The following is a 20,451-nucleotide window of genomic DNA, read 5'->3' as shown; positions in this document are numbered from 1 at the left end:
TACTATGCTATACCGGGTAGGGTATATATGACGCGGGTGATCGAGGGGCAGATGGGAGATCGTGCATGTCACAGGGCGGATCGGCGCTATCCCGTTAGCGGCGAACGAGCGACCGCTGCGATCGGCCAGATCACTCGGCAATTTCTAGTAATCGCAGTTGGCTACCCAAAGCCATCTGGATCATGGGCCGAACGGCCCTGTTCGGTGTGTCGACCTGACGCGAAACTGGCCAGACGAGGGAACGAAACCAAGGGAAACTTCGATGTTCACATTTCTCAGACGAGGATGGGTGCCGCTCGTGGTCGTGGTCGCCGTCGCACTCGGCGGTGTTGCCGTCACCCGGTTGCGCAGCGTCTTCGGCTCCGACGCAATCTTCACGGCTACTGGCAGCAGCGCCGAACCGCTCGAGCCGTCGCATATCAAGCGGGTGACGTATGAGATTTATGGACCGAGCGACACGGCGGGCAGCGTGAGCTATCTGAACAAGAGTGCCCAGCCGGAACAGGCGGACTTCACTAGCCTGCCATGGACCTACACAATCACCACGACGGTGCCAGCCGTGATCGCCAACGTCGTGGCACAGGGTGATAGCGACCACATCGGGTGCCGCATCACCGTCAACGACGAGGTCAAGGACGAAAGGCTTGCGGCCGGGCACCACGCCCAAACCTCCTGCCTGGTGAAGGCCGCATGAACACCGATAGCGACGCCCGTCCGAAATTCATGCGATTCGTCTACACGTTCGCGTGGCCGATCATCATCGGCTGGCTGCTGCTGACCGTTGCCCTGAACGTGCTTGTGCCGCCGATCGAGTCGGTCGCGCGCAAGCACGCGGTGACCATGTCGCCGCAGGACGCGCCGGCGATGATCGCCGCCAAACGTATCGGCGCGACGTTTCACGAGTCGGACTCCGACAGCATCGCGATGATCGTCCTGGAGAGCGACAAGCCACTCGGCGAAGAGGCGCACCGCTATTACGACGGCCTGGTGAAAAAGCTGCAGGAGGATCCCAAGCACGTGCAGCACGTGCAGAACGTGTGGGGGGATCCACTCACCGCCGCGGGCGTCCAGAGTAAGGACGGCAAGGCGGCCTACGTCCAACTCAACCTGGCCGGCAACCAGGGCAGCACCCTGGGCAATGAATCCGTCGATGCGGTGCGCAAAATCATCGACAAGCCGAACCCGCCCCACGGGCTGAAGGTTTACCTCACCGGTCCGGCACCGCTGACGACCGACATGAACGAGGCCGCCGACAAGAGCATGTTCAAGATGATGGGCGTGACAGGCGTGGTCATCATGATCATGCTCTTCATCGCCTATCGATCGGTCAGCACGGTGCTGCTGGTCCTCGTCATGGTCGGCTTCGAGATGGGCACGGCCAGAGGGCTTGTCGCGCTCCTCGGAAATTACGAACTGTTGGGATTTTCGACGTTCGTGGTCGCGATGTTGTCCTCGTTGGCGATCGCGGCGGGAACCGACTACGCGATCTTTCTCATCGGCCGCTACCAGGAGGCGCGGCAGGCCGGTCAGGACCGAGAGACGGCCTACTACACCATGTTCCGCGGAACCTCGCACATCATCGTGGGCTCGGGGTTAACGATTGCCGGGGCCACCTTCTGCCTGCACCTGGCACGGCTGTCGTACTTCAAGGCGCTGGGCATTCCATCCGCGCTCGGGTTGCTCGTCGTCGTCGCGGGGGCAATGACCGCAGCCCCGGCCGTCGTCGCGGTGGCAACCCGGTTCGGCTTACTCGACCCACGACGGATGATCAAGACTCGCGGGTGGCGGCGCATCGGCACCGCCACCGTGCGCTGGCCCGGTCCGGTGTTCGCGGCCTCCTTGGTCATCGCCATCGTCGGCATCTTGATCATGCCGAGCATGAAGGTCAGCTACAACGACCGCTTCTACATTCCGGCCGGCCTGCCGTCCAACGTCGGATATGCCGCGGCGGAGCGTCATTTCACCGCGGCCACAATGAATCCCGACATCCTCATGATCGAAAGCGATCACGACATGCGGAACAGCGGCGACATGATCATCCTGGACAGGCTTGCCAAAGACGTGTTTCGTTCGCCGGGAATCGCGATGGTGCAGAGCATCACCCGCCCGCTGGGCGGGCCGATCGAGCACACGTCCATACCATTCCAGATCAGTGCCCAATCCATCCCGATCCAAGAGAACCTTCAATTCATGAAGGACCGCACGGCCGACATGCTGAAGATGAGCGACGATCTCGGCGCCATGATCGGCTCGATGCAGCGGATGCAGCGCCTGCTCGGACAGATGAGCAACGCGACGCACCACATGGTCGGCGACATGCGCGATATGCAAGCAACTCTCGACGAGATGCGTGATCATCTCGCGGACTTCGACGATTTCGCCCGTCCGTTCCGCAGCTATTTGTATTGGGAACAACATTGTTTCAACATCCCGGTGTGTTGGGCTTCGAGATCGGTGTTCGAGGCGATCGACGGTGTGGACAAGTTCAGCGAGAACATGAGCACGCTGATCAAGGACGTGGACAATGTCGACGCGATCATCCCTCAGATGGCCGCGCAGTTCCCGCCGATGATCGCGGTCGCCAAATCCATGCAGGGAACTCTGCTCACGATGCACAGCAGCTTCTCGAGCCTCGTCACACAGATGGCGCAGATGACGGACACCGCCAGCGCAATGGGGCAGGCCTTCGACGCCTCCCGCAGCGGCGACTACTTCTACCTGCCGCCGGAAGCCTTCCAGAATGCCGACTTCCAGCGCGGTCTGAAGCTCTTCCTGTCGCCGGATGGCAAGGCCGCGCGCTTCATCATCACCCATGACGCGGACCCGGCTACCCCGCCGGGTATTTCAGCCGTCATGCCCGAACTGGCCGCCGCGCATCAAGCGGTGAAGGGAACGACCCTGACCGGTGCCAAGTTCTACCTCGCCGGGACGGCGGCTATCTACCGTGACATCCAGTCGGGATCCCATTACGACCTACTGATCGTGGGACTGGCGGCCCTGACGCTGATTTTCGTCGTCATGGTGATCATCACGCGGGCTTTGGTTGCTTCCCTGGTGATCGTCGGGACCGTGCTGCTGTCGCTAGGTGCCGCCTTCGGGCTCTCGGTGCTGGTGTGGCAACACCTCTTCGGTCTGGAGCTCAACTGGATCGCGCCGGTGTTCGGGTTGATCATCCTGCTGGCTGTCGGATCCGATTACAACCTGCTGCTGGTGTCACGGTTCCAGGAGGAGATCGGCGCCGGCCTCAAGACCGGCATCATTCGGTCGATGGGCGAGACGGGTGGGGTGGTCACCACGGCGGGCCTTGTCTTCGCCTTCACCATGATGTCGATGGTCGCCAGCGACCTGCGCTCGATCGGCCAGGCCGGCAGCACCATCGGCCTGGGCCTGCTTTTTGACACGTTGATCGTGCGCTCGCTGATGACGCCGTCGATCGCGGCGCTGCTCGGCCGGTGGTTCTGGTGGCCGCTGCGCGTGCGCTCGCGCCCCGCCAGCTTCATGCTGCGGCCCTTCGGGCCCCGCCGCCTGGTTCGTTCCCTCCTGCTGGGCGAAGATACCGATGCTGCGATGCCCAAAGGCTCAACACCCAATGGGCAAAAGGCCAGTCATGCTGATGCGAATCCATAGGACATCACGTGAATCCGACGCGGCGAACGTAAACGCCGTTGGCTGTAATGGGCCGCGTCCCAGCGCGGCAACGATCGCCGGGGTGATCTCGTCCGACTCGAGGCCGAGTGATGCTCGTCGAATAGGGCCGGTCATAATGATCGAGCACTGGCAACGCTGTCGATGCCGGCGAGCAGCGCTTTCGAGCGCCGGTGCAGCCAGCTTTGCCAGCGCCGGAAGGCCCGAACATAAGTAACTTTCAGATTGGCGAGCGCGCTGTCCGGCAGCCATTTCGAGCGGCGTTCGTGTTCCGCCGAAACACACCCGTTGCGATCGCCCTTCAGCCGTGCCCGTAGATGATTCGCAGCATCTTGAGATTGATTCGAACGAATCGCCAAAACTGGACGAAGATGTTCTGACGCATTCGCAACGTCGCGGCGGTCGGCAGCGGTGCGTCGGCAATGCGCTCGGCAGTTTGCGCGTTCACGTCTGAATACGTGCTTTCGTCATCCATCGGAGTGCCTTTCACTCGGGGATGAGCCACCAGAATGGGCGGCCTTTGGCCTTGTAGATGAACAGGTAATGCAACAGCAGCTTGATCCAGTGCCCGGCCAGGCCGAGTTCGCCGGAGGTGCCGCCGATGTCACGACCGGTCTGCGGATACTTCACCGGGTCGGGGACTACTGGGAACATCGTCATCGCGGCGGCCGAGCCTTGCCGCAGACCGGTGCCGGCCGACGCCACGCATGCGGCGCCCATACCTGCCATTGAGGCACGGTGTGCAGCAGTGGTTTCCCCCGTGGTGATTCGATCGCGGATGGTCTCGGCCACGGTCTTGGCCATGATGCCCGACGGCATACCGGTCCGCGGCGGGCTGGGCGTGATGACCGTTCCGTTCGGACTGGTACGCGGCCGAGAGATCGGATGCGGGGGTGCAAACGCGATGCCCGGCGCGAAGATGTTCGGGTAGACAGGAGACTCGTAGGTATGCGGCCAGTCCTCGGCAGACCACTCGTCGAAGGGCTTGCCCGAGTAGTCGGCGTCCACCTTCAGGAAACCAGACGGTGCGAACAACGCGGACGTGATGTCGTTGCCGCTCTTGTCATATGCCGCAAGGGCAGCCCCCCTGAATGGCGGCAACAGCATGGCGAAGTCGAACTCCAAGTCGTGCTCTTGGCCGTCGAGCTGTTCGTAACGCAGCTTGCCATCCATCACCTCGTGGACAGCTGCCTGCGTGATGGCCTTGACGCCGCGCTCACGGAACAGCGATTCAGTCCACAACCGACTGGACTGCACGAAGCCTTTGTCGACGAAACTCATGCCGTCGACCCCGAAGTCGCCCAATTCGTACTCGTTGGTGAGATAGACAATGTCGGCGAGATCTCGTACTCCCGCGGTTCTCAGCGTGTGCTCAACGTTGAAGGTGTACTCGAACGCCGCGCCCTCGCAGGTGCAGGTGCCGTGTCCGACGCCGATGACCAGACGCTGTCTCTCGCCGGCCTTCAGCCTGGCGATGACCCGGTCGAGTGCCTTGGCGGCCTCGACGGCATGGGACGCGGTGCACACCGAGTATGAGTGGCCGGCAGGGCCGAGCCCGGGTGTGGCGGCGAAATTCAGTTGCGGCCCAGTGGCATTGACGAGGTAGTCGTATGTAATGGAGCCGGTCTGGCCACCGTGCTCCTCGTCGGTGTAGGTGAAGTCCACCGACGGTGCCGACTGGCCTGCGGTGCCCTCTGGATGCAGCGCTGTGGCCAGCGCTTGATGAAAGACGATGCCTTTGCGCCGGTAAATCGGCCTCAGTGGAATGAGCACTTTGGCGGCGTCCATCCGGCCGACGCCCACCCAGATGTTCGATGGGATCCAGTTCCAGTCGGCATTGGGAGAGATCACGACGACCTCGTGCGTGCGGGCTAGCCATCGGCGCAGGTGCAGCGCGGCCGTATGTCCGGCGATACCAGCACCGAGGATGACGACTCGTGCCATTGAAACTCCTCCGTCAACTGTGGCGATCTGATCGCACGGTCGCAGCCTGGCATTTACCCCCATGGGTATACCCAGCGGGCGCGGCAGAACTCGCACTCCGAGCCCAGAATGCGCGCGACGACAGCGCATTCCTAGGGCCGATTGACCCTACCGCCGCAGGAATATGTGCTGCATCGTTCGACCATGGCTGATACGTCTGAATCCAACCCCGTCTCTTTCGAACGGCCGCTCGGCACGGAAAGATCCGAGCGGCCAAGTCGGCTAGGGCAATCCGCGGCGTGGGTGGGCATTGCTGCCGGCGTCGTATTCGTGGTCGCCGTGATCTTCTTCTCTGGGGTGTTGTTGGGCCGGTCGTCGGACGACTTTGGATGGCGACGTGACGGCTGGCCCGACCGGGCCGGTGGTCACTACGGCACTTGCCCGATGATGGGCACAGGCGGCATGATGCCACCTGGTGAAATGGGGCCGATGGGTCCTCGAGCGCGACCCTAGCTTTCGGGCATCGCGGCAACCCGGCCCTCTTCACGAATTAGATTGGCCGCCAGTGTGGCACAGCTCGATCCAAAGTATCGGTTACGAGCCTTGACTGTTGCCCAGCGCCTCGATTGCGGCCTGCAATTTTGCGGCGGCTTCGTCGGCGATTGGGCGAAGTGCCGGCTGGTCGGTGACCTTGATCATGATCTGCGGGTCCATCGCCTCAATCAGTACGGCGCCAGCTTGACTGTCGGGGTCGGCTCGCACCACTACGTTGCAGGGCAACAACTGACCAATCTGGCGGTCCACATTCAGGGCTTTGTGTGCCAGGACCGGGTTGCAGGCACCCAGGATCAGATAGTCCTCCATGTCCAAGTCGAGCTTTTGCTTCAGTGTGGATTTGACGTCGATTCTGGTGAGCACCCCGAAGCCCTGATCGGCCAGAGCCCGGGTGGCCCGTTCGACCGCATCTTCGAATGTGGTGTTCAACTTGGTAGTTAGCCCCATGGTCATGGCCATCCCTTTCTACGGTGTTGCGTCGGATCAATTGTGGGCGGAATCTGGAATACCCCCACCCGTATAAGTATTGTAATAGGCATGACTGAAGACAACCACTACCACCACGTGCTCGACGACCTCAACCCTCAGCACCGCGCGCTACGCAAGATGATCCCGGAGGTGTACCGGGGCTTTGCAGAGATGAGCAATGGCGCACTGAACTCGGGGGCGTTGGACCAGAAATTCAAGGAGCTGATCGCGATGGCGATCGGGGTCGTAGCCGGATGCGACGGTTGCATCGCCTCCCACGCCCAAGGAGCGGCTCGTGCCGGTGCATCGAAAGAGGAGGCCGCCGAGGCCATTGGCGTCAGCATTCTGATGCACGGCGGGCCGGCCACGATCTACGGTGCTCGTGCCTACGACGCCTTCTGTGAATTCGCCGACAGGGCTTCGGAAGCCGTCCCCGGCTCGTCTCAATGATTACACCGGAGTAGGTCCGCCGTTAGAGACCCCAGGGCCGACCCTGGAAGCCGGACAAATCCTGAGATTGGGTCAATACCCTCAAGTTCGAAAGGAAACCAATGACCGTCAAAACGCTCACCGCCGCAGACTTCGAGGCGACGATTATCTCAAGTCCGATCGTGCTGGTCGACTTCTGGGCCCCGTGGTGCGGGCCATGTCGGTCTTTCGCGCCGGTTTTCGAACGGTCGGCGCAAAACCACCCGGATGTTCTTCACGCGAAGGTCGACACCGATGCCGAGAGTGAACTAGCCGCGACCGTCGGCATCCGTTCTGTTCCAACCATCATGGCATTCCGCGAGGGGATCCTTGTGTACAGCCAGCCGGGCGCGATGTCACCAGCAGTACTGGACAATTTGCTCGACCAGGTAGAGGGCCTCGACATGACGAGAGTCCGCGCCAAGATCGCCGAGCGCAAGGCTGCGGCAAATGCCTAGTCGCCCAAGGCTTTCAGACCTTGGCAGCAAGTGAGTTGCCATGTGCTACCCCGTAAGGTGCTCCCACTGCGGCAAGATCACGTGGGCCGGTTGTGGTCTGCACGCCGAAAGCGTGATGAGACATGTGCCCGCCGACCAACGTTGTAACTGTCGCCCTAGCGCCCCCAGATAACGTGTCCCTGCCACGACGACATGTTCGAATGCCAACTAGACCAGTGTTTCACGGGCCGCTGCGTCAGCAGTAGGCCTCATTGCGGGGCAGAACCAACTGACGAAGCAGGAATGTGCACAAAGGTCTTGACGCCCGCCCGCTGGTGACCATCGACCCTATGGGGACGAGGCGAATCAGGCGCACGCTTAGAAGTAGTGAGAAGGGATCAATCTTATGACCGACAGTATCGAAGCAGCCGCTGAGACATCGCCTATGCCGCGTATTGGTGACCCAGCCCCCGCTTTCACCGCCACTAGCACTCAGGGCGAGATCAACTTCCCCGGCGATTACAACGGCAAGTGGGTCATCCTGTTTTCGCATCCCGCCGACTTCACCCCCGTCTGCACAACCGAACTCATGACCTTTGCCTCGATGCAGCAACAGTTCGCGGCCTACAACACACAACTGGTGGGTCTATCAGTCGATGGGCTCTACAGCCACATCGCCTGGCTACGAACGATCAAAGCCCGAATTGTCTTCCGCGACCTCAAGGAAGTCGAGATCAACTATCCGGTAATCGAAGACGTCTCAATGGATGTCGCGCGACGGTACGGAATGATAATGCCCGGGGAGGACTCGACGAAAGCGGTTCGTGCCGTTTTCGTCATAGACCCCAACGGCGTCGTGCGCGCGATGATCTACTATCCGTTGAGCCTCGGACGCAACTTCGATGAATTGCTGCGTGTTGTCAAGGCATTACAGACAGCGGACCATTTCGGCGTCGCGACACCAGCCGACTGGCGACCAGGTGAACCGGTAATCCTGCCCCCGCCCGGGTCTCTCGGTACCGCGCAAGAGCGCATGGCGGGACACGCCGACAGCACGCATTGCGAGGACTGGTTCTTCTGCACTCAGGAACTCGGGGTCGAAGACGTTGAGTCCGCGATTCGGATTTCCTAGGCGTTGGTGAGGGCCCGCGGCTTGCGTCAGGTCGTCAGGATGGTCGCCGCGGCGGTGCCGGGGGCGCCGTACAGCTGGGTGAACCCCACCGTTGGATTCCCGGGCACCTGGCGGTCGCCCGCCTCACCGCGGAGTTGGCGGACGATTTCGTGGATCTGCCGCAGCCCGGAGGCGCCGATAGGCTCGCCGTTGGCGATCAGCCCGCCGTCGGTGTTGACCGGCATCGGGCCACTGATCTCGGTAGCGCCGTCGGCCAGCAGCTTTTCCTGGTCGCCGTGCTCGCAGAACCCGCACTCGGCCATGTGGATGATCTCGGCGCCGGCATCGGTGTCCTGCAACTGGATCACGTCGACGTCGGCGGGCGCGACACCGGCCTTCTCGAACGCGGCACGGGCGGCGTAAACCGTTGGCGCGACGTCTTCTTCGACTGGAGCGCACGTGGTGTTGACCTCGTAAGCGCCGTAGCGCCGGGTGCGGACCTCCACCGCCTTCAGATAGACCGGCTTGGCGGTGAAGCGGTGCGCGATGTCGGCCCGACACATCACCGCCGCGGCGGCACCTTCGTCGGGTGCGCAGAACATGTATTGGGTCAACGGATAGTTGAGCATCGTCGAATTGAGAATGTCCTCTTCGGAGATCGGCTTACGGCGAAACGCGCATGCGTTCAACGCTCCATTGCGGAAGTTCTTCGCCGCAACCTTGGCCAGCGTCTCCCGCGAGATGTTGTGGTCGTGCAGGTAGCGGTTGGCCTTCATGCCGAAGAACTGGGTGGTCAGATATTGCCCGTTCTCCGCATACCAACTCGGCATGCCCACCAGTGCCGGGTCTTCGGTAAAGGCCCCGCGCGGGTGCTTGTCCAAGCCGATCGCGATGCCGATGTCATAGTCGCCCAACCGGATTCCGTCGGCGCAGGCCTTGACCGCGCTGGCCGCCGTCGCGCACGCGTTGAACACGTTGGTGAACGGGATGCCGGTGAGCCCGACCATGCCGACGATCGCATCCGGGTTGGCGACGGTCCAGCTGCCGCCGGTGGCGAATTGCACATCCTGCCAGGCGATACCGGCGTCGGCGACCGCGGCAAGGATGGCGTCCACGCCCATCTGCATCGCCGACTTGCCCTCGAACCGGCCGAACGGGTGCAGGCCCACCCCGATGATCGCCACGTCATTCACGGCGCCACTCCTCCTCATCGCTGCGCTCTGCATCGTCGCCGGCGCAATTCGTCACGCTATGGCTCCTGCGTTTTTGAGTTCCTCGATGCGGTCCCAGTCCATGCCGATCTCCATCAGCACGATCTCGGTGTGCTCGGACGCCTGCGGCGCCCGGGTGGTTTCCAGTGGCTCGTGGTTGAACTGGACCGGGCCGCGTACCACCTTGAACGGCGCCCCGCCTGCGGCGACTTCGACCTCGGCGATCATGTCGTTGGCGATGGCCTGCTCATCGTTGGCCAGGTCGAGCAGGCTCTGGAACGGCGCCCACTGACCCTTCATCGTCTTGAGGTGCTGGCGCCAATACTCAAAGGGCTTGGCGGCGAACGCCTTCGCGATCAGCTCGGCGGCCGCGCTGGCATTCTGAATCAACGGGAGCACCTCGGAGAAGCGTTCGTCGTCGGCGGCCTCGGGGATGCCGAGGTGTTCGAAGGTGTCCCGGATCACGCCCGTCGGGCTGATGATGCACAGGTTGATCGTGCCGCCGTCGGAGGTCTCGTAATTGCCCATGAACGGATTCACCGATATCGCAGCGGCCGACCCCGGCATGGGCGTGCGCATCACCTCTCCGGTCTCCATGCCTTGGGTCATGCTGGCGCCGGCGGCCCACCACGCCGTGCTCAGCAGCGAGACGTCCAGTTCGACCGCCTCTCCGGTGCGCTCGCGATGCAGTAGCGCCGCCGAGATGCCGCCTGCGATGAACATGCCGCCGATGGAGTCGCCGAACGCGGGAATGCCTTGTCCCAGTGCGCCGCCCAGCTCCTCCGGCGTCAACGCATAACCGATGCCGCTGCGCGTCCAGAACGCCGTCCCGTCGTAGCCACCGACATTGCGCTCGGCGCCCTTGTCGCCGTAGGCCGAACCCCGGGCGTAGATGATGTTCGGGTTCACCGCGCGGATGTGCTCGACGTCGAACTTGTGCTGTTGGCGCTGAGAGGGCTTGTAGTTGGTCAGGAACACATCGGAGGTCTTGGCCAGTTCGTAGATCACTTCCTGACCACCCGGGGTGGAGACGTCGATGCCGACGCTGCGTTTGCCGCGGTTGGGATGTTCCATCAAGGGATGCCGGTCGGGGTTGACCTGAATACCTCCCATATTGAGGAAGCCACGTTGCGTGTCGCCCCGCAGCGGGTGCTCGACCTTGATCACGTCCGCACCCCAGTCCGCGAGAATCGCTCCCGCCGCCGGGACGAAGGTGAACTGCGCAACCTCGAGGACACGAATGCCCTGCATTACCTTGACCATTTCTCCCACCAACTCCGTCTCGACGTCAGAAGACCTATCGCGGACGCTACTTGGCGTCGAACGTCACGGGAAGCGCCGTCGGCGAACGGAAAGGCTGACCGTGGATGTGCGGATCGTCATCGGTGAGCACGGTGAAGTTCGTCAACCGGCGCAGCAGGCATTCGACCGCGACGCGAGTTTCCAGCCGGGCCAGGTGCAGACCCAGGCAGGTGTGCTCGCCGGCGGCGAACGAGATGTGCGGCACGGGCTTGCGGAAGATGTCGAATTCTTCGGCACGCTCCCAGCGCGTTTCGTCGCGATTGGCCGAACCGATGCACACACCGACCACGGCGCGCTGTGGAATCATCACGCCTTCCAGCTCGGTTTCCTCGGTGGTGAACCGCTGCACGGTGGTGAGCGGCGTCTCGTAACGCAGACCTTCCTCGATCGCCGGGCCGATCAGCTGATGATCGGCTTGCACCGCGGCGAACTGTTCGGGATGGGTGAGCAACAGATACAACAGGTTTCCGGACGACCGGTAGGTCGTCTCCAGGCCGGCGGGCAGCAGCAGCCGCAGAAAGGAATAGATCGCCTCGTCGGTCAGCCTTTCGCCGTCGATCTCGGCGGTGACCAGATCGCCGATGATGTCTTGGGTCGGCTGGGACTTGCGTTGCTCGATCTGCGCGACGAAGTAGTCCTTCAGCGCCGCGGACGCCTCGAAGGCCTTCTCGTAGTTGACGTGGTAGCTGATCAACTGCACCGCTCGCTTGCGGAACATCGGCAGATCTTCGTCGGGCAGCCCGAGCAGCCGGGCGATGACGCGGGTGGGGAACTCGAAGGTGTAATTCCGGATCAGGTCGGCATTGCCGGTTTCGACGAATTCGTCGATCAGCGCGTTGCAGATCGGCCGGACGATCGTCGGCTCCCACTGCTCCAGCGCCCTGGACTTGAAGGCCGCCGACACCAGGTTGCGGTGTTCGCGATGCTTCTTGCCCTCCATCGCCAGGATGGTGGGACCCATGAACAGGCCGATCGTCTTGTCGTAGGGCTTGGAGCTGAACACCCGCCCGTCCCGGAACACCGTGTTGACGGCGTTGAACGACACCGCGGAGTACTCGTTCTTGGGCAGCATCGACTCGGGCGTCTTGGTGTAATCCATGACCGTTCCGCGGAAAACCCCGGACTGACGGCGTTTGTGAGCGAAGTACGGATAAGGGTCGCGCAGACTGACGGTTTCCTCGCCGGTGCCGGCGGTGTGAACGTTTGTCGTCACCTAAATCTCCAGCATCTTCTTCCGCCTCGGCACGAACGGGCCGTCGTTACGTAAGATCGTACTGTAATTATTACAGTAGACAACATGGGCTTAGGATCAGCACTGGCATGAGCACACTCGAGGAACGCGCCGGCAGCACCGTCGAACAGCAGCGGGCGGCCCTGGGTGCGATCCTGGCCCGGCAGCGCCAAGCATTCATCGCCGACGGACCACCCAGCCTGGCGCTACGGCGCAACCGGATCGACCGGTTGATGGCGCTGGTGCTCGACAACACCGACGCGTTCGTCGACGCCATGGCCACCGATTTCGGCACCCGGTCCAAGGCCGCAACGCTGTTCACCGAGGTCATCGGCATGATCTCGGTGATCGAGCACACGAGATCCCATGTTGGGCAATGGATGCGGGCCACCAAGCTGCTGCGCGCGGCCGGACTCGTCGGGCTGCGTGCCGAGGTCCAGCCGTCGCCGCTCGGCGTGGTCGGAATCATCGGTCCGTGGAACTTCCCGCTCAATCTCGTGGTGCTGCCGGCCGCGACCGCGTTCGCGGCGGGCAACCGCGTGATGATCAAGATGTCGGAGATCACCGCGCATACCGCCGAGTTGATGAAGGCGACCGCGCCGAAGTACTTCGACTCCGACGAGCTCGAGATCGTCACCGGCGGTCCCGAGGTCGCCGCGATGTTCTCGACGCTGCCGTTCGACCACCTGTTCTTCACGGGTTCGCCCTCGGTCGGCGCGCTGGTGCAGCGGGCGGCCGCCGAAAACCTGGTTCCGGTGACGCTGGAGCTCGGCGGTAAGAATCCCGTCGTCGTCGCACCCGCCGCCAACATCCGCCGATCCGCCACCCGGATCGCGCAGGGCCGCATGGTCAACGGGGGACAGGTCTGCGTGTGCCCCGACTACGTCTTCGTCCCCGACGACCAGCTCGACAACTTCGTCGGCGCCGCACGGGAGACGTTACGCGACATGTTCCCGAACATCGTCGCCAACGACGACTACTGCTCGAGTGTCAACGAGGCCAACTTCGACCGGGTCGTCGGTCTGATCGACGACGCGCGTGCCCACGGTGCCACCGTGGAAACCGTTGCACCCGAGGGCGAGCTATTGCCCGACCGCGGTTCCCGCAAGATCGCACCGACCATCGTTCGCGACATCGACGACACCATGCAGATCGCCACCGAAGAAATCTTCGGCCCGGTCCTGGTGGTGAAGGGATATTCGCGCCTGGGCGATGCGATCGACTACATCAACGCGCGGCCGGCGCCGCTGGTGGCCTACTGGTATGGACCCGACGACGCCGACTTCCGCACCTTCGTCTGCACCACCCGCAGCGGTGGGGTGGCCCGCAACGACTTTGCCGCACAGATGATTCCGTCGGGCGCGCCGTTCGGCGGCGTGGGCCGCAGCGGGATGGGGGCCTATCACGGCAAGGCCGGCTTCGACGCGTTCTCCCACCACCGGTCAGTCGTGGGCAGCGATCTGCCGTTCAGCGTCACCGGCAGCGCCGCGCCACCCTTCGGGAAATCGATGCGCATGTATGCCGACGCCATGATGCGCGTGACGCGGGCCCGGACCCGCCGCCGACTCCGGGGCGATCCGCGCGCCTAGCGCGCGTTGGGGTTCAGCCGCGCGGCCCGCGCCATCAGGTCGGCGTACCGGACACCGAGCAGGCGCGGCATCGCCGCCATTGCCCAGCCGTCGGGTCCGATCACGATGCGGGGACGGTTCTTCTCGGCACCCCGCAGGATGGCCCGGACGGCCTTCTCCGGCGACGTCAGCGCCAGGCGCGAAAAGTACTTCGCCGCTTGCTCGGGATCCTCGGTGTCCGCGGTGCGCATGTTGGTCCCGAAGTTGGTGCGCACCACACCCGGGTGCACGCAGTGCACGGTCACCGGATGGCGCTCCATGATCATCTCCTGGCGCAGCGCTTCGGTGAAGCCCCGCACCGCGAATTTCGAAGTGCTGTAAGCACCTTGGTAGGGGACCGCGATCAGGCCGAAGGCGCTGGACAGGTTCACCAGCCTGGCGGGCCGCCGGGCGGTGCCGGATTCGATCAGCTGCGGCAGAAAGGCCTTCGTCCCGCTGACCACGCCACCGATGTTGATGCCGACGAGCCAGTCGAAGTCCTTCCAGGACATGTCCGCGATGCTGGCGAACAGGTCGACGCCGGCGTTGTTGAACAGCATCGAGGCGGGCCCGAGATCGCGGCGCACGTCCTCGGCGTACCCACACACCGCGTCGCGGTCGGCGACGTCGACCCGATAGGTGCTCACCTGACCGGGACTGCACATCGCCTGTGTCGCGGCCAGATTCGCCTGGTCGATGTCGGATGCCGCGACGTGCGCCCCGTCCTGGGTGAGCGCGAGGGTCAAGGCGCGCCCGATTCCCGAGCCGGCGCCGGTGACGACGGCGACCCGATCCTGATATTTCATGAATTCCCCTGTCCCGCTTGCTCGCGCGCCCAGCGATAGTCGGCCTTGCCCGACGGGCTGCGCTCGATGACGGGGCGAAAGACGATCGCCTTGGGCAGCTTGTAGCGGGCCAGCGACTGCGCGGCGTGCGTCACCAGTTCGTCGGCCTCGGCGTGCGCACCGTCGGTCAGCGCGACGATGGCGACCACCTCCTGGCCCCATCGTTCACTCGGCCGCCCCGCGACCACCACGTCGCCCACCGCGGGATGCGAGGCGATCGCGGTCTCGACCTCCTCGACGAAGATCTTTTCGCCGCCGGAGTTGATCGTCACCGAATCACGGCCCAGCAATTCGATGCTGGCGTCCTCGCGGTGCCGGGCCCGATCGCCCGGGACCGCGTACCGCACACCGTCGATGACCGGGAAGGTCGCGGCGGTCTTGGCTGCATCGCCCTTGTAGCCCAACGGAATGTAGCCGCGCTGGGCCAGCCAGCCGATTCCGTCATGTCCCCGTGGCAGGATCGACGACAGATCCTCGCTAGCGACGAATGCATCCGGGCCGGCGTTGAAGGTGCCGGTGGACACCGCGCCCGAGGCCGACATGTGATGCATCTGCGCGCCGGTCTCAGAGGATCCGACGCCGTCCACGACGATGACGTTCGGCAGCGCTTCGATCAACCGCTGCTTGACATATGGGGTGAGCAAGGCGCCGCCGTTGGCGATCACGGCGAGTGACGACACGTCGGCGATTCCCTTCTGGATGGCGGCGAGCAACGGGCGGGCCATCGCGTCGCCGACCACCGTCACCACCGCTACCCGCTCCCGCTCGATCGTGCGGACTACGTCCTCGGCATCCAAATGGTCGACGACGGAAGGGAATACAACGGATTGTCCGGTGGTCAGGGCGGTCATCACGCTCCACTGTGCGGCACCGTGGATCAGTGGTGGCAGGACCATCAATTTGGTGCCGGGGCCGGGGGTGAGCCGTTCCACGATCTCGTCGACCGAACCGGCTGGCTCGCCGGTCATCAGATTGCGGCCGCCGAAGGACGTCATGAAGATGTCGTGCTGGCGCCACAGCACGCCCTTCGGCATTCCCGTGGTGCCGCCGGTGTACAGGACGTAGAGGTCGTCGGGGGAGTGCCGCACCGGCGGTGGCTTGGCCGGGCTGGAACCGATGATGCTGTCGTAATCGACTGCGCCGTGCACCAAGTCGTTGCCCGAGTCGTCGGCGATCTGAATCAGCACCCGCAGCTTCGGCAACTCGGGCAGGACCTCGGCCACCCGCGGCGCGAACGCGGCGTGGTAGACCAGCGCGGTAGCGCCCGAATCCGCCAACAGATACTGCAGCTCGCTCTTGACGTAGCGGTAGTTGACGTTGAACGGGGCCACCCGCGCCGCAAACGCGCCGAGCAACGACTCGACGAATTCGTTTCCGTTGTAGGCGTACAGGCCGAGCAGGTCCTGGCCCACCTCGTGGCCGGCCAGGCCGGAGCGCTCGGTGTGACACCCGAGGCCCCGCGAGTGCAGATAGGAGGCCAGCCGGTTGGACCGCTCGATGGTCTGGGCATAGCTGAATCGCTTGTCGCCCTGGATCAGCAGGTCGCGATCGCCGATCGTGGCCGCGACGGCGTCCGCGACTGCGGGGACTGTGAATTCGGTTGCGGTTTCTGACATCTTTGTCCTTCGAGCGCCTCTCACGGCTGGTGGGGTAGCAGGCGGACCATCAGGCCGTTGGCCTCGCTGAGCAGCGATCCGTCGGCCGACGTCATCGTCGAGGAGATGAAGACCTTGCGGCCGTCGGTACTGCTGATGCGGCCCTGTGCGATCAGTGGTTCGTCGATCGGGGTGATCTTGCGGTAGTCGACGTGCAGGTATGCGGTGCGGGTCGGGCGAATGCCCGCGGTGGACACCACCATGCCGAACATCCAGTCGTAGAACAGCGGGATCATGCCGCCGTGCACGGCGTGGTTGCCGCCGACGTGTGATTGGGTGAAATGTCCTTCCATCGTGACGCCGTCGGGGCCGAATTCCGTCACCATCCAGGGCGGCATCAGCGGGTGCGCCAACCCCGGCAGGCTCAGTACCCGGCCGGCCACCGCCTCGGTCTCCGGTACCTGATGCCCGTCCAGCAGGGCGCAGGCGTTCTCCAAATGTGTGGTGGCCGCGGCCCACAGCTCCGGATCGGGATTGGTGGACACGGTCAAATCCTGCAGTCGGCGCAGCGCCGCAACGAACGGTCCGAGCTCCACTGGAGCATTTTCGACGGGCTGGACGTCGGGGAACCCGCCGCGGGTTCCGGAGGCGGTGTCGGTCATGCGGATCCTTCGTTCCATGTCTGGAGCAGATCGTCGGTCGTGGTGATCGTTGCCAGCAGCGACAGCGTGTTGGCGATCATCGCAGCACCGTACTCGGTGGGGATGCCCGCGACGGCGTCGCGGGGCACGACCACGCGATAGGCGGCGTTGACCGCATCCATGACGACGTTGGGTATCGCGATGTTCAGCGAGACGCCGACCACGACGATCGTGGACACCCCGAGGTTGCGCAGCACCGCGTCCAGGTCGGTGCCGCCCATCGGTCCCACGCCATGCCAGCGGCGCAGAATCAAATCCGTTGGCTCGGGACCTAATTCGGGCAGTACCTCGGCTCCCGGCGTGCCGGGGGTGATGTCCACCTGGTTGCCGCCGCTCATCGCGAAGATCTTGGCGTTGTGGTTGGACCCGAGCCCGTCGGGCCGCCGCTGCACCAGGCAGTGCACGACGTGCACCCCGGCGGCCCGGGCCGCCGGGAGCAACCGCACGATGTTGGGTAGCGCCTCGCGGCGCGCTTCCTCGGCGAGCATGGCCAGCCCGGCGTCCGGGCCCATGACCGCGCCCTGACATTCCTGGGCGACGATCGCGGTGTGTCCGGGCACAACGAGGTCGGCGAGTCGAGGCTTCATGCTGGCACGTCGTAGAACTGGGTCGCCCATTTCCGCAGTGCCATATAGCCTTTCGCGTCGACCTTGGACAGCGCCGGATTCTCGACGTACTTCTGGTAGCGCCAGATCTGCAGGTCGTCGAAGACCGTGGACAGGAACTGCCTTTCGATCAGGTCGCGCAGCTTGCCCTCCGGTACGTCGGCGTCGTCGCCGGGAGTTCGTGGCCACCAGATCGAATAGAACAGGTCCGAGCACTCGTCGTCGACCGGCGTGCAGGTGAAGATCAGCCGGTGATTCTGCGCTCCCTCGAAGACGCTGATCGCCCCGCCGAGACCGAATAAGTGGCTGTGGAACCGCAATGCGAGATCGTCGGGGTTGTCGCTGCGCGCATCCGGCCAGCCCGCGATGAACTGCCATTCCTGGTCGACGATCTTCCAGTCCAGCACCCGGGGTGTGACCGTCGCGTGGTGGACGTACTCGAAATGGGCGCTGTCGGGTGCGTTCTCCGCGACGATCTGCGGATGCACCGGCTCGCGCGCGGCGCGCCGGGAGAACTCCGGATAGGCCCGGTAATAGCCCGCCGGATCCGTCTCGAACTGCGGGAACTTGAGGAAGATGTCCGGCATCTCCCACTGCGGTTCCTTGCCGTCGGGGTGATGCCAGATGAACACGCAGTCGTACTGCTCCCGGACGGGATACGACTTCAGCCGCAGCGCCTTGTTGGGCCGGTCCGGCTGGTAAGGGATGTATCGGTTGGTGCCGTCCGGTCCCCAGCGCCACCCGTGGAAGGGGCACTCGACGCAGTCGCCGACCACCTTGCCGCCGTGACCGATGTGGGCGCCCAGATGTTTGCAGTGTCCTTCCAGCACGTGCAGCTCGCCCGACTCGTCGCGATAGGCGATCAGATCCTCGCCGAAGTACTGCAGCGGCCGGACCTCGCCGACGGGAAACTCGGGGGACCACCCGACCATGAACCAGCCGGTGACTTTCCAGGTGAACGGCACTTTCACACTGGCGCCTCTCGCGATCGTTGATACTAAATCCATTACAGTATAGATTTCAGCAGTTCGTTCCGGATTCGTCTAGGCGCGGCAAGGAGTGAAATGACGGCGGCGGCAGACGAGCTGGAAGAGCTCCGCAAACTCGGCCCGCTACATAAAAGGCGGTGAGGGTGCCTGAACTCGAGGTGCTGGTGATCGGGGCCGGGTTTTCCGGTCTCTACATGCTGCATCGGCTGCGGCAGCTCGGAATCCGCGCCCGGGTGCTGGAGATGGCCGAAAACGTCGGCGGCACCTGGCTGTTCAACCGCTATCCCGGTGCGCGTTGCGACATCGAAAGCATCGAGTACTCCTACAGCTTCTCCGAAGAGATTCAGCAGGAATGGGTCTGGACGGAGTCGATGCCCGCGCAGCCCGAGATCGAGGCGTACCTGAACTTCGTTGCCGACCGGTTGGATCTGCGCCGCGATATCGCGTTCAACACCAAGGTCGTCGCGATGGAGTTCGACGAAGAGTCCGCGGTGTGGCGGGTGCGCACCGACACCGGCGAATCCTTTGTCGCCCCGTTCGTCGTCGCGGCCTCCGGCATCCTGTCGGTGCCGCTGGAGCCCGACATCCCGGGAATGCGGACCTTCGCTGGAACGCCGCTGTTCACCAGCCGCTGGCCGAAGGAGGGCTTCGACCTCACCGGAAAGCGCGCCGGTGTGATCGGCACCGGCTCCACCGGCGTGCAGCTCATCCCGGTTGTAGCTCGACAAGCTTTGCAGCTCTGCGTGTTTCAGCGATCCCCGGCATACACGTTGCCCTGGCGCGTGCACCAGTTCGCGCCCGGCGAGTTGGACGAGATGAAGGGTCGCTACGGCGAGATCCGGGAAGCTCAGCGGGCTCACCCGATCGGCGCCGCCCGGCTGAGCGCCTTCTCGGTGCTACTGGAAATGTTGAGCAGTCCGCCGATCAAGTCGGCCTCGCGCGCGGAGCAACTGCGCGCCATCGAGGAGAACGGCGTGATGGGCGCGCTCAACTGGAGCGACATCTTCTTCGACATCGAAGCCAACCGGATGGCGGGCCGGCTCTACGGCGAGGCGGTGGCCCGCATCGTCAAGGACCCGCAGACCGCGGCGTCGCTGGTGCCCGTGCATCCGTTCGCGTGCAAGCGCCCGATCATCGACCAGGGCTACTACGAGACGTTCAACCGGGACAATGTCACGCTCGTCGACCTGCGCAAGACACCGATTCGCGAAATCACCGCGACCGGCATCCGGACCGAAGGCGACGAGTACGAGCTCGACGTGATCATCTACGCCACCGGGTTCGACGCGATGACGGGAGCGTTGAGCCGCATCGACATCCGCGGTCGCGACGCGATGTCGCTCGGCGAGTTCTGGGCGACCGAGGGGCCGCTGTCCTACCTGGGACTGGCGATCGCCGGCTTCCCGAACCTGTTCACCATCCAGGGGCCGGGCAGCCCGAGCGCGGCCACGAACTTCGTCGCGGCGCTCGAGCAGCATGTGGAGTGGATCGGTGATTGCATCGCATACCTGCGCGACAACGGAATCCGCACGATCGAGGCGTCCGGCACGGCGCAACAGGAATGGATCGACCACGCCACCGCGCTCGTCGCCCCGACGGTGCTGGTTCATCCGTCCTGCAACTCCTGGTACAACGGCGGCAACGTGCCCGGCAAGAAGCGGATGTACATGGGCTACACCGGCGGCATCCCCGAATATCGGCGCCGCTGCGACGAAATCGCCTCCGGTGGATATGCCGGTTTCAAGTTGGCGTAGCTGG

At 63.9% G+C, this 20,451-nt stretch carries 20 protein-coding genes; 9 read left to right on the top strand and 11 right to left on the bottom strand.

Going from position 1 to position 20,451, the window contains the following annotated elements; translation table 11 throughout:
* The first annotated feature begins 262 nt into the window (after nt 1–262).
* Nucleotides 263–694, top strand: coding sequence for an MmpS family transport accessory protein (locus AC5Y5O_RS15830; protein WP_096289495.1), 432 nt, complete (start codon nt 263–265; stop codon nt 692–694).
* Nucleotides 691–3,627: an MMPL/RND family transporter gene (locus AC5Y5O_RS15825; RefSeq protein WP_096289494.1), complete on the top strand. Its 2,937-nt coding sequence runs from the start codon at nt 691–693 to the stop codon at nt 3,625–3,627. The genes AC5Y5O_RS15830 and AC5Y5O_RS15825 overlap by 4 nt, the downstream gene beginning before the upstream one ends.
* 319 nt (nt 3,628–3,946) lie before the next feature.
* On the opposite strand, the gene AC5Y5O_RS15820 is transcribed toward AC5Y5O_RS15825, so the two are convergent.
* Together AC5Y5O_RS15820 and AC5Y5O_RS15815 are read right to left on the bottom strand one after the other, a co-directional pair.
* On the bottom strand, nt 3,947–4,120 hold the full coding sequence (locus tag AC5Y5O_RS15820) for a hypothetical protein (RefSeq protein ID WP_165796394.1): 174 nt from the start codon (nt 4,118–4,120) through the stop codon (nt 3,947–3,949).
* Between the two features lie 11 nt (nt 4,121–4,131).
* Entirely contained in the window at nt 4,132–5,589 is a 1,458-nt protein-coding gene (locus tag AC5Y5O_RS15815; RefSeq protein ID WP_096289493.1) for an NAD(P)/FAD-dependent oxidoreductase, read from the bottom strand.
* Between the two features lie 183 nt (nt 5,590–5,772).
* Here AC5Y5O_RS15815 and AC5Y5O_RS15810 point away from each other — a divergent pair, with 183 nt between their 5' ends.
* On the top strand, nt 5,773–6,081 hold the full coding sequence (locus AC5Y5O_RS15810; RefSeq protein WP_096289492.1) for a hypothetical protein: 309 nt from the start codon (nt 5,773–5,775) through the stop codon (nt 6,079–6,081).
* Between the two features lie 81 nt (nt 6,082–6,162).
* Here the strand turns inward: AC5Y5O_RS15810 and AC5Y5O_RS15805 are convergent, their stop codons facing one another.
* The gene (locus AC5Y5O_RS15805; protein WP_096291285.1) at nt 6,163–6,576 is read right to left on the bottom strand and encodes a DUF302 domain-containing protein; all 414 of its coding nucleotides are present in this window, start codon (nt 6,574–6,576) and stop codon (nt 6,163–6,165) included.
* Between the two features lie 84 nt (nt 6,577–6,660).
* On the opposite strand from AC5Y5O_RS15805, the gene AC5Y5O_RS15800 reads away from it, so the two are divergent.
* The 4 genes from AC5Y5O_RS15800 to AC5Y5O_RS15785 all read left to right on the top strand — a co-directional run bounded on the left by AC5Y5O_RS15800 (nt 6,661) and on the right by AC5Y5O_RS15785 (nt 8,628).
* The gene (locus tag AC5Y5O_RS15800) at nt 6,661–7,041 is read left to right on the top strand and encodes a carboxymuconolactone decarboxylase family protein (protein ID WP_096289491.1); all 381 of its coding nucleotides are present in this window, start codon (nt 6,661–6,663) and stop codon (nt 7,039–7,041) included.
* A gap of 101 nt (nt 7,042–7,142) precedes the next feature.
* The gene (trxA, locus tag AC5Y5O_RS15795) at nt 7,143–7,517 is read left to right on the top strand and encodes a thioredoxin (protein ID WP_096289490.1); all 375 of its coding nucleotides are present in this window, start codon (nt 7,143–7,145) and stop codon (nt 7,515–7,517) included.
* 40 nt (nt 7,518–7,557) lie between these two features.
* Nucleotides 7,558–7,689: a DUF8730 family Cys-rich protein gene (locus tag AC5Y5O_RS15790; protein WP_500025691.1), complete on the top strand. Its 132-nt coding sequence runs from the start codon at nt 7,558–7,560 to the stop codon at nt 7,687–7,689.
* Between the two features lie 213 nt (nt 7,690–7,902).
* A complete protein-coding gene (locus tag AC5Y5O_RS15785) occupies nt 7,903–8,628 on the top strand; it encodes a peroxiredoxin (RefSeq protein WP_243394131.1) in 726 nt (241 codons plus the stop codon).
* A gap of 26 nt (nt 8,629–8,654) precedes the next feature.
* On the opposite strand, the gene AC5Y5O_RS15780 is transcribed toward AC5Y5O_RS15785, so the two are convergent.
* The 3 genes from AC5Y5O_RS15780 to AC5Y5O_RS15770 are packed head-to-tail and all read right to left on the bottom strand — an operon-like array spanning nt 8,655 to nt 12,333.
* A complete protein-coding gene (locus tag AC5Y5O_RS15780; protein ID WP_165796443.1) occupies nt 8,655–9,800 on the bottom strand; it encodes a thiolase family protein in 1,146 nt (381 codons plus the stop codon).
* A 51-nt stretch (nt 9,801–9,851) separates the two neighbouring features.
* Entirely contained in the window at nt 9,852–11,069 is a 1,218-nt protein-coding gene (locus AC5Y5O_RS15775) for a CaiB/BaiF CoA transferase family protein (RefSeq protein ID WP_096291284.1), read from the bottom strand.
* A 58-nt stretch (nt 11,070–11,127) separates the two neighbouring features.
* Nucleotides 11,128–12,333, bottom strand: a complete 1,206-nt coding sequence (locus AC5Y5O_RS15770; protein WP_096289486.1) for a cytochrome P450 — start codon at nt 12,331–12,333, stop codon at nt 11,128–11,130.
* Between the two features lie 170 nt (nt 12,334–12,503).
* On the opposite strand from AC5Y5O_RS15770, the gene AC5Y5O_RS15765 reads away from it, so the two are divergent.
* The gene (locus AC5Y5O_RS15765; RefSeq protein ID WP_243394160.1) at nt 12,504–13,940 is read left to right on the top strand and encodes a coniferyl aldehyde dehydrogenase; all 1,437 of its coding nucleotides are present in this window, start codon (nt 12,504–12,506) and stop codon (nt 13,938–13,940) included.
* Here AC5Y5O_RS15765 and AC5Y5O_RS15760 read toward each other — a convergent pair.
* From AC5Y5O_RS15760 to AC5Y5O_RS15740, 5 genes are read right to left on the bottom strand one after another with little or no spacing between them, the layout of a single operon-like run.
* Complete coding sequence (locus AC5Y5O_RS15760; RefSeq protein ID WP_096289484.1) at nt 13,937–14,764, bottom strand: SDR family NAD(P)-dependent oxidoreductase; 828 nt, start codon at nt 14,762–14,764, stop codon at nt 13,937–13,939. The genes AC5Y5O_RS15765 and AC5Y5O_RS15760 overlap by 4 nt on opposite strands.
* Nucleotides 14,761–16,419, bottom strand: a complete 1,659-nt coding sequence (locus AC5Y5O_RS15755; RefSeq protein WP_096289483.1) for an acyl-CoA synthetase — start codon at nt 16,417–16,419, stop codon at nt 14,761–14,763. Before AC5Y5O_RS15755 ends, AC5Y5O_RS15760 begins: the two co-directional genes overlap by 4 nt.
* A gap of 20 nt (nt 16,420–16,439) precedes the next feature.
* Nucleotides 16,440–17,060, bottom strand: a complete 621-nt coding sequence (locus AC5Y5O_RS15750) for a PaaI family thioesterase (protein ID WP_096289482.1) — start codon at nt 17,058–17,060, stop codon at nt 16,440–16,442.
* On the bottom strand, nt 17,057–17,686 hold the full coding sequence (locus tag AC5Y5O_RS15745; RefSeq protein WP_096289481.1) for a cysteine hydrolase family protein: 630 nt from the start codon (nt 17,684–17,686) through the stop codon (nt 17,057–17,059). The genes AC5Y5O_RS15750 and AC5Y5O_RS15745 overlap by 4 nt, the downstream gene beginning before the upstream one ends.
* Nucleotides 17,683–18,675 carry a Rieske 2Fe-2S domain-containing protein gene (locus AC5Y5O_RS15740; protein WP_500025690.1) on the bottom strand — a complete coding sequence of 331 codons (993 nt, stop codon included), beginning with the start codon at nt 18,673–18,675 and terminating at the stop codon, nt 17,683–17,685. The genes AC5Y5O_RS15745 and AC5Y5O_RS15740 overlap by 4 nt, the downstream gene beginning before the upstream one ends.
* Nucleotides 18,676–18,836: 161 nt before the next feature.
* Here AC5Y5O_RS15740 and AC5Y5O_RS15735 point away from each other — a divergent pair, with 161 nt between their 5' ends.
* Entirely contained in the window at nt 18,837–20,447 is a 1,611-nt protein-coding gene (locus AC5Y5O_RS15735) for a flavin-containing monooxygenase (protein ID WP_096289480.1), read from the top strand.
* Nucleotides 20,448–20,451 lie beyond the last annotated feature (4 nt).

Source organism: Mycobacterium sp. NGS40 (genome assembly GCF_059812735.1).
The sequence above is the reverse complement of the archived record's forward strand: the minus strand, read 5'-3'. Positions and strand labels throughout refer to the sequence as shown.